This is a genomic window from Caulobacter sp. FG7 (genome assembly GCF_057808875.1).
Genome location: NZ_JBMDIW010000018.1, coordinates 39625 through 52904, shown reverse-complemented (window position 1 = coordinate 52904; position 13280 = coordinate 39625). Strand labels below are relative to the sequence as shown.

Genomic DNA, 13280 nt, shown 5'->3' with positions numbered 1-13280 from the left:
ATCAGGTCCCGGGCCGTGTGTCGACCAGCGCCCGGGCGCGCCGCAGGTCGCCCGTTCCGAAGCCTTCGCCGAAACGCCCGAGCGCATCGGCAAGTATCGTCTCGGCCTCATGATCGCCGCCGCGCTCGCGCCAGAACTCCACGAGGCTGGCGGCCGATCGAAGCTCCCACGACAGCGCTCCGTCGCGCCGTGCCAGCGCGATCGAGCGCAGATAGCAGTCGACCGCCTGGTCGCTGAACCTGGCCTCGCCACGCCGCAGGACGTTGGCCTTGATACGCAGGATCTCGGGTATGCCCACGACCTGCCCGGTGGCCTCGGACAGGTCGATCGCCTCGTCGATGCAGGCCAGGCCGCGGCGCAGGTCGACCTGCCGCGCCAGGGCCTCGCCGTAGTTGGTCAGGTAGTTGGGATAGCGCATCCGAAATCCGCTCTCGCGCACCATCGACAGCGTCCGGCGATAGACGTCCAGGTCAATGGGCCGGCCGAGATAGAGATCCAGCCGCGCGGCCACGCAGGCGGCCATGGCCCGCCAGATCTCCAACCCGTGCCGCTGGGCATGCTCGACGCCCCGGTCCAGCACGCGCTGGGCGCCTTCGTAGTCGCGCACATACAGCATCACCGGCAGCGAGCCGTGCACGAGGGCGTAGCAGAGCGAAACCGCATAGGTCGACGCCTCCGCCTCGGCCAGCTGGACCCGCGCGGCCTGGACGGCCTGGTCCGGATAGCCCTGCAGCCACAGCACGGTGGCCAGCGCCCCACGCGCGGTCAGGCGCTGGTCGAACTCGAATCGCGCGGCGCCGGGCTTGGGCTCAAGGCTGTGCGAGCGGTAGACGATCTTCTCCAGCCGCTGCTGTGAGGCCGCCAAGGCGCCCAACCACGACAGCGCCGAACCCGCCGGCGCGTCGGATTCCGAAGGCGCAGGCGCTTCTGCCGGCCCCTCAAGGCCCGAGATCTTCTCGGCGACCTCCAGCGCCGAGCGCGAGTCCCCCGTCCAGAGCTCGTACTCCGCAAGGCCGCGCAGGCACTCCAGCTGCAGCTCCTGGTCGGCCAGCCTTTCGGCGATGGCCAGCGCCCGTCCCAGGGCCCCCTTCACTGCCAGCAGCGGCCCCTGCGTATGCAGCAGCGTCGCCCCGCGCGTCAGGTTCAGTATCAGGTCGTCGCGTGCGGTGCGGACGGGTTCGTACCGGCCGTAGAGCGCACGCTCGGCCGCGACACGGCACTCCTCCAGCAGCGAGAGCCGACCCCAGAACGGGATCGCCGCGATGGTCAGGCTAATCAGCAGACCGGCGGCGTCCGCTTCCCGGAAGGCCCAGCCGATGGCGTCGCGCAGGTCGTCGATCCTGACGCCGTAGCGCTGGAGCCAGATCGTCCGGGGCAGCTTGTCGGCGTCACGCCCGGCCTGGTCGGCCAGACCGAGGAAGTAGCGCGCGTGGCGCAAGCCGACCGCGCCACCCTCCCCTGACGCAGCCAGCTTTTCCAGAGCGTAGGCGCGCGTCGTGTCGAGAAGCCGGTACTCGACGTCGACGTCGCGAGCCTCTGCGGCGACCAGGGACTTCTCGACGAGGGCCATCAGGTCCTCGACCACGATCGCCGGGCCGACCGTCTCATCGGCGGCGACGGCGCAGGCCGAAGCCAGGGTGAAGGAGCCGGCCAGGACGGACAGCCGCCGCAACACCGCCTGCTCGTTCGCCGACAGCAGGTCGTGGCTCCAGTCGATCGCGGCCATCAGGGTGCGATGCCGTTCGGGTCCAGCGCGCTGGCCGATCTGCAGGTGGAAGCGATCGCGGATCTGGTCCAGCACGCCGGCCGCGCCAAACAGGTCGATCCGCGTGGCGGCGAGCTCGATCGCCAAAGGCAGGCCGTCCAGCCGCCGGCAGATCTCGGCGACGACGCCGGCCTCTCCGTCGGCCAGTTCGAAGGTCTCGAGCCGGTCGGCCGCCCGCTCGGCGAACAGGCGCACCGCCGGAAAGCCGAGGGCAGCCGCGGCGGTAAGCGCTATTGAGGCCGGCGGCGCATCGAGCCCCGGCAGACGACGCAGTCGCTCTCCCGTCAGGCGCAGCGGCTCGCGACTGGTCGCCAGGATCCGCACGCCCGGAGCGTCGGCGAGGATGCGTTCGGCGCAGGCGGCGACGGCGTCGATGATGTGCTCGCATTCGCAGCTGTCGAGCAGCAGCAGCATCTCCCGCTCGCGCAGGTGCTCGCACAGCGCCGCGAGCATGTTGGCCGAGTGCGCGCTCAGCCCGATCGCCGTGGCGATCACGCTGGGGACCAGGGCGGAATCCTTGATCGGCGACAGGTCGACCAGCCACACCCCGTCTCGGCTCGCCCCGATCATCTGCTCGGCGACCGCGAGGGCGACCGAGGTCTTGCCGATGCCGCCGGGCCCGACCACCGACACCAGCCGGGCCTCGCCCAGCTCGTCGCGAATGGCCTCCACGGCCGCCGCCCGGCCCAGCAGCCGCGTCGCGCTGGTCGGCAGGTTGTGCCGGCGACGGCTGTCGGCCGGGCGCTCGACCCGCGCACCGGAGCCGCTGACGATCCTGACCGGCGCGACGAAGGTGTAGCCCCGGCCGATCACGGTCGAGATGTATCGCGTCCCGGCCTCCTCGCGCAGTATGCGGCGCAGGGCGACCATATGGACCTTGAGGTTGCTCTCCTCGACGAAGGTGTCTGGCCAGACCTGGGCGAACAGGTCGCGCTTGACCACGACCGTGCCGGCGCGCTCGACCAGGGCCGTCAGCAGGCCCAGCGCCCGGTTACCGATCCGCACGGGCGTCTCGTTCTCCAGCAGCAGCTGGCGCTCGGGCAGCAGCAGGAACGGACCGAAGGCGAAGGATCGCGTCATCAGTTCGGCGTGGTCGTCAGCCACAGTCGCCTCCGCGCCGCCAGATCGCACCGTCGACCGACGTTATCGGACATCTACCGCGAACCGCTTCAGAAGCGATACCGAATCCCGGCGCCGTAAGTCCTGGGATCGCTGATCACCAGGAAGGCCGAGGCGGGCGCGACCCGCGCGGCGAACGACAGGAACCGCGCGTCGGTCAGGTTGCGGCCGTAGACGAAGATCTCTGGACCGGCTTCGACCTGGAAGGCAGCCTCCCCGCCGAGCTGTCCCCATGACTTTCCGCGCAGCCCCGGCTCGTTGGCGGCGCCGACGTAGAAGACGCCGCCGGAGACCTCGTAGGCCAGTCTGGCGGACACCCGGCCGGCCCTCAGGCGACGGGCATAGTCCAGCCCCAGGCCGCCCGACCAGCGCGGCGCCAGGTTCAGCCGGTTGCCGGAGCGATCGGCCCGTCCCGGCGCGCAGAGCGGGTCCGCCCCTTGCGGATCGCCGGCGCTGATCACCTGGCAGAAGCTGCCATAGCGCGCGTCCAGATAGGCGCCGTGCGCGCGGATCGAAAAGCCGTGCGGCAGCCTGGCGGCGATGCTCGCCTCGAGCCCCGCCAGCCGCGCCGAGGCGGCGTTGTCCATCCGCGTCAGCCCCAGGCCGATCGTGCTGCGGATCTGGATGTCGCTGTAGTCGTAGAGGAAGACGGCAAGATCGAGGACGACGCGTCGGTCGAGAAAGGCGGCCTTCGCGCCGGTCTCGTAGGCCCAGAGGGTCTCGGAACGGAAGGTGTTGGCGACCATGGTCGTCGCGCCCGGCGCGAAGTTGAAGCCCGGCGGCTGATAGCCGCGACTGGCCCTGGCATAGAGCAGCAGGTCCGCGCCGTTGCGATACGACAGGCCGATGCTCGGGATGAGCACGGAATCCCTGATCTTGCCCGACAGCAGCCGCCCGGGAGCAGGAGCCCCTCGATAGTCGATGGTGAAGTCGCGTTGCTCGCGGTCGTAGCGCAGTCCGGTGACGAGGGTCAGGCGATCGGCCAGATCGATCTCGAACTGGCCGAAGACCGCCAGGGCCGCCAGTTCGCTGCGGTCGAGCAGGTGGTTGAAGCTGGGCGCCGCCGTCGGCGCGCCGGTGGAAAGGCCGTAGCGGGCCCGTTCTGCGAAATGGCTGGCCCCGATCGTGGCGCGCAGGCGACGGCCCGTGAAGACGCCCCTGACCTCCTGGCTGAACGTGGCGCTGTGATTGGTCGCGCCGGTCAGCAGCGACGGCGCGGCGGACGCGTCGGCGTCGTAGACGACGGTCGAACCCAGATCGCGCCAACTGGTGATCGAGACCAGCTCCAACGCCTCCAGCGGGCGGTGGGTCAGGGTCAGCGCCAGGCCGTCGTTGCTGGTCCGGCGGACCGTGCGGGCCTGGCTGGCCGGGTCGCTGGCGAACACGCCCGGATCGCCCATGCTGATAAACGCCCCCGAGGGAGCGTAGGCGTTCTTGAACACGGGCGTGGCGCGGTCCCGCGTCAGATCGCCCGACAGAACCGCCTCGAAACGCCGATCCGCCGATCGGTAACGGATCTGGCCGCGCACGGTGCGGGCGTCGCGGCCGTTCAGGCGATCGCCGGTGACCGTGTTGCGGATCGCCCCGTCGTGGCGGAGATAGCTGCCCGACAGGCCGGCCGACATCCGCGTCGACAAGGGGGCGCTGACCGAGCCCCGCGCCGAGATCGCCTCCAGGTTCCCAAGACGGACCTCGCCGCCCCCCTCGACCGCCGAGCCGGGCGGGCGCGTGATGATGTTGATCGCGCCGGCCGTGGCGTTGCGCCCATAAAGCGCGCCCTGCGGGCCGCGCAGCACCTCGATCCGCTCCACGTCGTCGAGCCCGAAGAAGGCTGCGTCGGGTCGCGACAGGTAGACGCCGTCGAGATAGATCGCGACCGGCTGCCCCGAGCCGATCGGAAGCACCTGGCCAGCGACGCCGCGGATCGAGACCAGGTTGCTGGCGTTACCGCCCGTGAAGCCGGCGATCGACAGGCCCGGCACGGCGCCGACCAGGTCGGAGAGGTCCCTGGCGCCACGGCGCGCCAGTTGGTCTTCGCCCACGACGGACAAGGCGATCGGAACGTCCTGGCGGCGTTCGCGGCGCCGCTGGGCGGTCACGATCACGTCTTCCGCACGTGCGGCCGGATGATCGGTCAGGACGAAGCCGTCGCTCACCGCCAGCGGCGCGATGATCGCCTGCAGCAGCGACAAGCCGCCCGAGATCGCCCCCCTCCGCCCTCCCCGGCAAGACAGCGCCGCCTCCCCGAACCCAAGCGAGGCTGATAATCACAAGCTAGCCGAGAGAACAGCGATGATCGAGACGATCCATCGTCCCTCGAGGCAAGATCAACGGCCCTTGCGCCAACCAAGTGCTCTTTGCTCCCCCCAACCGGGTCTTGCCACGCATATCGTTTCGGGCGGCAAATGCGGTCAGCTCCAGACTCGGAGTCTGGGAAGCGGCGGAACTCACGCGTGCGATTGATCAAGGCCGTCCTTTTCGCAGTGCTTCTGCTGCAGACGGCGACCTCGGTCGCAGCCGAACCGACGCGCCGCATCACCCACTACACCCACCAGCGATGGACAGAGGAAGGCGAGGCGCCCGCGCCGATCATGGCCATGGCGCAGGACCGCGACGGCTATCTCTGGCTGGCGACGGGCATGGGCCTTTTTCGTTTCGACGGCATCGTCTTCGAGCGGATCGGCGCCGAGAGCGGCGACGAGCAGCACGACCAGCCCAGCGCGCTGCTGGTGACGCGTGACGGAGCCATCTGGACCAGCTTCACGCGATCCCGCCGCTTTGCGGTCTATCGCGACGGCGTGCTCAAGGTCCTGCCCGCGCCCGTCGCCCCGGACCCGGTGGTCTCCATGGCCGAGGGAAAGGACGGGGCGATCTGGGCGCTGACCGCCGTGTTCGACGCCGAACTGATGCGGCTGCGCGACGGACGCTGGCGATCGTTCACCGCCGCCGACGGCCTGCCCCGCGACGACGCCCTTAGCCTGCTGGTTGCGGCCGACGGCGGCGTCTGGGTTTCACTCAGCAACTCGGTCGCGCGCCTAGCGCCCGGCGCCGAGCGGTTCGAGATCGTGCGCCGGACGCCTCGCGCCAACGGCATGCTGTCGCAGGACCCGCAAGGCCGGATCTGGCTCTCGGAACGTCGCGGCAGCTATCCCATCACCGGCCCTGGCGGGCATGGACCACCGCCGGCCCAGCCCCCCTATCTCACCGACGACGCCCAGATCCGCGGCGCGCCCTACTTCGACCGCACGGGCAACCTGTGGATCGCCACCCGCTATCGCGGTCTGCAGAGAGTGGCCGCCGCTCCGCACGACGCACCGCGTCTCGTCGAGTCGATACGGGCGCGGGACGGACTGTCCTCGGACCTGACCAGCCAGGTCTTCCAGGATCGGGAAGGCAACATCTGGATCGGCTCGGAAAAGGGCCTGGACAAGCTGCGTCCGGCGACGCTGCGGTCGGAACCCGTTCTGACCAATCCCGCGGCCTTCGGCGACAAGCTGCTGGCGACCTCGGACGGCGCGGTCCTCATCGGCCAAGCCGACGCGATCTATCGAGCCGCGCCGGGCGGCGCCCCCCAGCGCGTGCTCGGCGGGATCCGCGAGCCGCAGAGCCTGTGCGAGGCCCCGGACGGCGCCGTCTGGATCGCCTTCGCCGACCGCATCCTCGTCTGGAAATCCGGCCAGGCGACGCGAACCCTGGTTCGTCCCGACACCGACAGCATCATCTACGATTGCGCCTTCGACGCCGAAGGCGATTTCTGGATCTCGGCCGCGGCCGGAGGCCTGCTGCGCTATCGCCAGGGACAATGGCGGACGATGTTCCCGCCGACACTGGGCGACGGCTTTCGTCCGACGACCATGGTCAGGGACAGCCGGGGACGCCTCGTCGTGCAGTGGGACCTGCGCCAGCTGGCGTGGCTGGGCCAGCCGCATGCTCGGTTCCAGCCGCTCGATCTGGGGCGCGACGCCACGGCCGTGACGCTGTACCCGAGCTCGCGCGGCGACATCCTGGCGGCGGGAGCGTTCGGGCTGGCTCGCTTTGGCGATGGTCAGACGGAGACCATCGATCCCGATCGCGGTCCCTTGCGCGGCCGGATCAGCGGCCTCGTGCAGACGCCGGAGGGCGATACCTGGCTGGCCTATCCCCGGGCCCTCGTCCGGCTCTCGGCCTCGGACCTGGAACGGGCCTTCGCCACCCATGTCCCGGCCCCCGCAAGCCTGTCGCTGGGCTTTGGCGACGGCCTGACCAGCCGGCCGCACTCGCACAGCCAGCGCTCGCTCGTCCAAGGCGGCGACGGACGGCTGTGGGTGGCGACGGAGACCGGCGTGCTCTGGATGGACCCCCGGCGCATCGCCCGCGACGGCCTGCCTCCCGGCGTGGCGATCAAGTCGGTGACCGCCGGCGGGCGGCTCCACCGCGACCCGACCGCCCTGAGCCTGAAGGAAGGCACCTCCAGCATCGAGATCGACTACGCGGTGCTCAGCTTCGCCGATCCCAGGCAGGCCAGCGTGCGCTACAAGCTCGAAGGCTTCGACGGGGAATGGGTGGATCCCGGCGCGCGGCGTCAGGCGTTCTACACCAACCTCAAGCCCGGCAAGTACCGCTTCCATGTCATCGCCGCCAGCAGCGAAGGCGTCTGGAACCGTACCGGCGCCGCGATCACCTTCGAGATCCCGCCCACCTTCCTCCAGTCGCGCTGGTTCCTCGCCGCCTGCCTGATCCTGGGCGCAGCGCTCCTGTGGCTGCTCTATCGCCTGCGCATGGCCCAGGTGGCCCAGCGCATCCATGTCGGCCACGAAGCCCGGCTGAGCGAACGCGAACGAATTGCGCGCGAACTGCACGACACCCTGCTCCAGAGCGTGCAGGGACTGGTGCTGCGCTTCCAGTCGATCGCCAACAAGATGCCGCCGGGCGAGCCGTCGCGCGACCTGATGGAATCCGCGCTGAAGCGGGCCGACGACGTCATCATCGACGGCCGCAACCGGGTTCGCGACCTGCGCACGGCCGAGAACGCCGGCGACCTTGCGGCGATCCTGGAGGAGCGAGCCAACGCCGCCTGCTTCGACGCGTCCGTTCTCGTGAACGTGTCGACGGAAGGCGTTCCTCGCCCGGTGCACCCGCTGGTCGCCGGCGAGATCGGCCGGATCGCGGGCGAGGCGCTGTTCAACACCGCCCGCCATGCCCGCGCCAGATCGGTCGACATCCTGATCGGCTTCGCCAGGCGGGAACTGAGCGTCCGGATCCGCGACGACGGCGTGGGCCTTCCGGCCGACGTCATCGCCAAGGGCCACAAGCTGGGACACTTCGGCCTGATGGGCATGCGCGAGCGGACCCAGCGGATCGGCGGCGTGCTGTCGATCGACAACCAGCCGTCCGGCGGGGCGGAGATCAGCCTGCGACTGCCGGCTCGCCTCGCCTACGTAGCCGAAGCCCCGTCATGGACGTGGCTGTCCGATATCCTTCGTCGTTTCAGGAGAAGCCAGGTTGGCTGAGTCGAGTTCGCGTCCCATCCGCATCCTCGTGGTCGATGACCACCCCATCCTGCGCGAAGGGGTCGCCGCGATCCTGGAGGACAGGACCGACATGGTGCTCGTCGGCGAGGCCCGGGACGGGGTGGAGGCCATCGTCCAGTTCCGCGACCTGCAGCCGGACGTGACCCTGATGGACCTGCAGATGCCGGGCATGGGCGGCGTCGAGGCGATCAAGGCCATCCGCGACGAGCACCCGGACGCCCGCATCGTGGTGCTGACCACCTATGACGGCGACGTGCAGGCGGTTCGCGCCCTGCGGGCGGGCGCCCTGGGCTATCTGCTCAAGAGCAGCCTGCGCACCGAGATGCTCGACGCCATTCACGCGGTGAAGCAGGGCCGACGCTACCTGCATCGCAGCATCGCCGACGAGATCGCCATCCACGTGCTCGACGACGGCCTCAGCGAGCGCGAGGTCGCCGTCCTGCAACTGGTCGCCATCGGCAAGGCCAACAAGCAGATCGCGCGGGAACTGGGAATCTCGGAGGAGACGGTGAAGGGCTACCTCAAGACCATCTTCACCAAGCTCAACGTCTCCGACCGCACCCACGCGGTGACCGTCGCCGCCCGACGCGGCATCATCGAACTCTAGGCCGACAGCCCTCGCCTTCCGAGCCAGGCCGCCAGGTTCAGTGCATAGCGGTGGGTGTCGGCAAGCGCGCGGGGCTCGCGGGCCATGCCCTCGCCAGGCGTTTCGGACACGAAGCTCGGACAGCCCGCCGCCAGGTCCCAGTTGTAGTCGGCGAAGTGGTGGAAGGTGCTCTGGGCGAGCGCGGCCCCCGCCGTTGGACCGCGCTCGAAGGCGACGGCGAGATTGAAGGTCCGGCCGGTCGTCCGGCTGGCGCCGGCGGCGATCACCCGGGCGTCGCTGTCTTCCGGCGCGACGACGGCGCCTTCGTGGGGATGCGCCGGCAGGTAGCGCAGCACGCCCGTCGGCGAGGTCGGATCGCGCAGGATGGGGTGCACGGGCCCGATCGCCACGATCTCCTGGTAGTCGCCGTTCGCGCCCGAGCGATAGTTCGGCCAGGAAATGGCCTGGGTCTCCTCGTCGTCGCGAATGTGGCGCCCGGCGTCTGGCTCGAGGTTGCGGCTGTGAAAGCAGTGCGCCGCCCCCACCCCGCCCAGGGTGCAGACCGACGAGCCGAGATCCATGTGGTCACGGGCGATCATCAGGCCGCCGCCGCGCTCGCGGAACCGGGAGATGGCGACGCAGTCCTGCTCGGTCAGGCCGTCGCCGACATCCACGGCGAACAGCCACAACTGGTCGAAACCGCTGTCCTGGATGCGCGAGAGCACGGGATCGGGTTCGCCGGTCGTGTCGCGGTCGCGGGCCTCGACGGCGTAGAGCGCCCGCCCCTCGTCGTCGACCGCGGCGGACAGCAGGTCGCGCAGCGCGCTGAACCTCGCGATCGACCAGTCGTCCTCGGTGGTGGGGATCGTCGTCTGCAAGAGGATCCGGATCGGACCTGGGCTGCTCATCTAAATCTCCGGCGTCATACGGCGCTCCGTGGTCGGCCATGCTGTCGCGAACGCGTCCTTGGGGATTGATCCGGGCGGGCGCATCCGGCGGGCGTCATCGTACAAGACCCCGTCCGCCACCGGTTCGGCGACGGACGGGCCCGGCTCATCGCGCCGAAGCGGCTTCCTCGATCAGGGCGGCGACCTTGTCGGGATGCGAGACCATCAGGGCGTGCGACCCGCCCTCGATGGCGACTGTCTTCCTGGCCTTGGCGCGTTCGGCCATGAAGCGCTCGGTCTGGGCCGGGATGTTGCGGTCGGCCGTGCCGTAGACGACGTAGGAAGGCAACTGCTTCCAGGTGGCGGCGGTCGCCGGCTCGGCCAGGGCGGCCTTGGTCACCGGGCGCTGGGTCGCGGCCATCAGCGCCGCGGTCGCCGGCGGCACGTCGGCCGCAAACTGCGCATGGAACTTGGCGGGCTGGATGTAGAAGTCCTCGCCGCCGTCAGGCAGGCGCACCGAGGTCAGCGTCTCGCCCAAGGTGCCGCCCGGGAACTTGGCCGACAGGGTGAAAGCCGACTCCCCGACCTCCGGCAGGAAGGCCGCCACATAGACCAGCGCCGAGACGTGCGCCTTGCCGACAGCCGCCTCGGTGATGACCTCGCCGCCATAGGAGTGGCCGACCAGCACCACCGGGCCCGGGATGGTGTCGACCAGCGCCGACAGCGACGCCGCGTCGGAGCTCAGGCTCCGCAGAGGGTTGGCCGCCGCGATGACGGTGTAGCCGTCCCGGGACAGCTTGCCGACCACGCCGTTCCAGCCCGAGGCGTCGGCGAAGGCGCCATGGACCAGGACGATGGTGGGCTTGGCCCCGGCGGCCTCGGCCGCATGGGCGAAGGCCGCGCCGGACAGCACCATGGCGGCGGCGAGCGACAGGGCTCGGATGGACTTGCGCATCGATATCTCCGTGACGGGCGGAAGGGCCCTCGCGCAAAAGGATGAGCCGGCGGCCGGGAGCAGGCCTATCTCGCGGATGGGCCTGTTCCCCTCGTGCTAAGGTCTAGGGTCGCCGGCCCCTGCGGCCTGCGGCGCCCGCGCAAGCGCTCGGGGCGGCAGGAAATCGCCGGCATGAGCCAAGTCTGGCCAGGGCAGCACGGTCTCGCCGGCCACCATCCAGTTTCCCGCCTCCTTGCGCAGCCGCAGTTCGTAGAGCGCCGGGCGCGTGGCCGGGCTCATACGGCGATAGAGCAGAACCGTGGCGTGGTCGCCCTGCTGCTCGACGTGCAGGAAGCGGTGCTCGGTCGACAGCGAGGCTTCGCCGTCGTCGCGCCGCCCCCGGAACTCGGCGAGCATGTCGGCGCGGCTGCTGCGCACCACCCGTCCCTCGTCGTCGAGGAACAGCAGCGACTGGTCGGCGGTGTAGAGCGCCTCCATGCCCTCCATGTCGTAGGCGCTGCCCAGGCGGATCACCTGCAGCACGAAGTCGATGATGGCGGGATCGTAGATTTCCTTGGTCATGGTGTTCTTTCCTGATTGAGAGGGCCTGCTCACAGCAGGGTCATGCCGCCGTCGACCTTCAGGTCGATGCCGGTGATGAAGCTGCTGGCGCCGGAAGCCAGGAACAGCGCGGCCTTGGCCGTCTCGTCGGGACGGGCCATGCGGCCGAGCGGAATGCGTGCGGCCATGCCGGCTTCGAAGGCCGGTCGCTGCTCGGGAGGCACGCCCAGCTTTTCGAGAATGGCGGTGTCGGTCGGCCCGGGGCTGAGCAGGTTCACGCGGATCCGGCGCTCGCGCAGCTCGATGGCCCAGACCCGTGCGAAGGCGCCCAGGGCCGCCTTGGAACCGGCGTAGGCGGCGTGCCCGTCCAGCGCCTTGCTCGCGGCGATGGAGCCGGTGAGGATGATGGCCCCGCCGTCGCGCAGCAGCGGCTCGACCTTCTGCACGCCGAAGAAGACGCCGCGGGTGTTGACCGCGAACTGGGCGTCGTACTCGTCTTCCGAGACCAGCGGCGACGGCGTGATCGTGTTGATCCCGGCATTGGCCATGTAGATGTCGAGGCCGCCGAAACGCTCGCGCACCACGTCGGCCACCGCCTCGTGGTGAGCGAGGTCGGCGACATCGCCGACGACCCCGAAGGCGCGCGGGCCGATTTCGGCGACGGCCGCCTTCACCGCATCTGGCCGCCGGCCGGTGACGATCACGTTCGCGCCCTGCTCGACGAACAGCTTGGCCGAAGCCAGGCCGATGCCGCTTGCGCCGCCGGTGATCACGGCGACCTTGTCTTTGAGAGTGTCCATTTCGCTTTGCTCCGATCCGCGTCTGTTCGCGTTCGGACACCTAGATAGACGTGAGCGAAATTCTTATAAGATCGCAAAACAGAACATCTTTTGTGCCATTATGGACAAAATGAACAATCCTCTCGAAAACGCCGCCGGACTGTCGGCCTTCATTGATGCGGTAGAGACCGGCTCGTTCAGCGCGGCCGCGCGCAAGGCCGGCGCCACGCCCTCGTCGGTGTCCAAGAGCGTCGCGCGGCTGGAGGCCAGGCTGGGCGTCCAGCTGTTCGCGCGCTCGACCCGCACCCTGACCCTCACGCCCGAAGGCGCGGCCTATTTCGAGCGGGTGATGCCGCTTCTGCGGGCCCTGGGCGAGGCGCAGGACGTCGTGCAGACCGCCGCCGCGGCCACCGGGCGCCTGCGGGTGTCGATGCCCACCGACCTTGGTCGCCTGCTGCTGGATCCACTGACCCGGGTGTTCATGCCCCGGCATCCGGGCGTGAAGCTCGAGCTCGACATGAGCGACCGCCATGTCGACCTGATCCGCGAGGGCTACGATCTGGCTCTGCGCGCCGGCCAGGTGGAGGAGAGCGACCTCGTCGTGCGTTCGCTGGGCGCCGCGCCGCTGGCCCTGGTCGCCTCGCCCGAACATCTCGATCGCCACGGACGCCCCCAGTCCCTGGCCGAGCTGGCGGCCGCCCGTCATGTCGGCTACCGCCTGGGCGGACGCCCCTTCCCCATCCGCTTCGCCGACGGCGCTACGCTGTCGCCGGAAGGCGTGCTCGACTGCGACTCCGGTTTCGCCCTCAGGGCGGCGGCGGTGAACGGGGTCGGCATCGCCCAGCTGCTGCGCTGGACCGTCGACGAGGACATCCGCTCGGGCCGGCTGGAGGTCGTCATGCCCCACGCCCCCTTGCCGGTGGTGCCGCTGCGGATGCTGCACGCCTTCGGCCGCTTCCAGCCGCTGCGCGCGCGACTGTTCTCCGACTTCGTCGCCGAACAGCTGACGGCCATGGCGCGCAATCCGTCCTGAGGCGCACGCACGCCGCTCGCCGCCCGATCCTACCCGCCGGTATAGGTCGGCCCTGCCCAACGCCCGGATCGATCGTCGCCCTCGCCGTCCGTACCCTTCCATTCGA

Annotated in this window: 9 protein-coding genes; 3 read left to right on the top strand and 6 right to left on the bottom strand. The window is 70.1% G+C overall.

Features of this window, described 5'->3' with window-relative positions; translation table 11 throughout:
• Position 1 precedes the first annotated feature (1 nt).
• Entirely contained in the window at positions 2 to 2869 is a 2868-nt protein-coding gene (locus ACODR1_RS15870; protein ID WP_488881310.1) for an ATP-binding protein, read from the bottom strand.
• Positions 2870 to 2934: 65 nt separating this feature from the next.
• Complete coding sequence (locus ACODR1_RS15865; RefSeq protein ID WP_488881309.1) at positions 2935 to 5076, bottom strand: TonB-dependent receptor; 2142 nt, start codon at positions 5074 to 5076, stop codon at positions 2935 to 2937.
• A 261-nt stretch (positions 5077 to 5337) separates the two neighbouring features.
• Here ACODR1_RS15865 and ACODR1_RS15860 point away from each other — a divergent pair, with 261 nt between their 5' ends.
• Together ACODR1_RS15860 and ACODR1_RS15855 are read left to right on the top strand one after the other, a co-directional pair.
• Entirely contained in the window at positions 5338 to 8373 is a 3036-nt protein-coding gene (locus ACODR1_RS15860) for a ligand-binding sensor domain-containing protein (RefSeq protein ID WP_488881308.1), read from the top strand.
• Positions 8366 to 9001 (top strand): response regulator, encoded by a 636-nt coding sequence (locus tag ACODR1_RS15855; protein WP_488881307.1) that lies wholly within the window; start codon positions 8366 to 8368, stop codon positions 8999 to 9001. Before ACODR1_RS15860 ends, ACODR1_RS15855 begins: the two co-directional genes overlap by 8 nt.
• Here ACODR1_RS15855 and ACODR1_RS15850 read toward each other — a convergent pair.
• The 4 genes from ACODR1_RS15850 to ACODR1_RS15835 all read right to left on the bottom strand — a co-directional run bounded on the left by ACODR1_RS15850 (position 8998) and on the right by ACODR1_RS15835 (position 12162).
• A complete protein-coding gene (locus ACODR1_RS15850; protein ID WP_488881306.1) occupies positions 8998 to 9888 on the bottom strand; it encodes a hypothetical protein in 891 nt (296 codons plus the stop codon). The two genes, ACODR1_RS15855 and ACODR1_RS15850, sit on opposite strands and share 4 nt — an antisense overlap.
• Positions 9889 to 10033: 145 nt before the next feature.
• Positions 10034 to 10822 (bottom strand): alpha/beta fold hydrolase, encoded by a 789-nt coding sequence (locus ACODR1_RS15845; protein WP_488881305.1) that lies wholly within the window; start codon positions 10820 to 10822, stop codon positions 10034 to 10036.
• A gap of 96 nt (positions 10823 to 10918) precedes the next feature.
• On the bottom strand, positions 10919 to 11383 hold the full coding sequence (locus ACODR1_RS15840; protein WP_488881304.1) for a hypothetical protein: 465 nt from the start codon (positions 11381 to 11383) through the stop codon (positions 10919 to 10921).
• A gap of 29 nt (positions 11384 to 11412) precedes the next feature.
• Positions 11413 to 12162: an SDR family NAD(P)-dependent oxidoreductase gene (locus tag ACODR1_RS15835; RefSeq protein WP_488881303.1), complete on the bottom strand. Its 750-nt coding sequence runs from the start codon at positions 12160 to 12162 to the stop codon at positions 11413 to 11415.
• 109 nt (positions 12163 to 12271) lie between these two features.
• Between ACODR1_RS15835 and ACODR1_RS15830 the strand changes: the two genes are divergently transcribed.
• Positions 12272 to 13174, top strand: coding sequence for a LysR family transcriptional regulator (locus ACODR1_RS15830; RefSeq protein ID WP_488881302.1), 903 nt, complete (start codon positions 12272 to 12274; stop codon positions 13172 to 13174).
• The last annotated feature ends 106 nt before the right edge of the window (positions 13175 to 13280 follow it).

Excerpts from the sequence above, each read along its gene's own strand:
- ACODR1_RS15850 (WP_488881306.1), bottom strand. The coding sequence starts at position 9,888 with ATGAGCAGCCCAGGTCCGATCCGGATCCTCTTGCAGACGACGATCCCC.
- ACODR1_RS15845 (WP_488881305.1), bottom strand. The coding sequence starts at position 10,822 with ATGCGCAAGTCCATCCGAGCCCTGTCGCTCGCCGCCGCCATGGTGCTG.
- ACODR1_RS15840 (WP_488881304.1), bottom strand. The coding sequence starts at position 11,383 with ATGACCAAGGAAATCTACGATCCCGCCATCATCGACTTCGTGCTGCAG.
- ACODR1_RS15835 (WP_488881303.1), bottom strand. The coding sequence starts at position 12,162 with ATGGACACTCTCAAAGACAAGGTCGCCGTGATCACCGGCGGCGCAAGC.
- ACODR1_RS15830 (WP_488881302.1), top strand. The coding sequence starts at position 12,272 with ATGAACAATCCTCTCGAAAACGCCGCCGGACTGTCGGCCTTCATTGAT.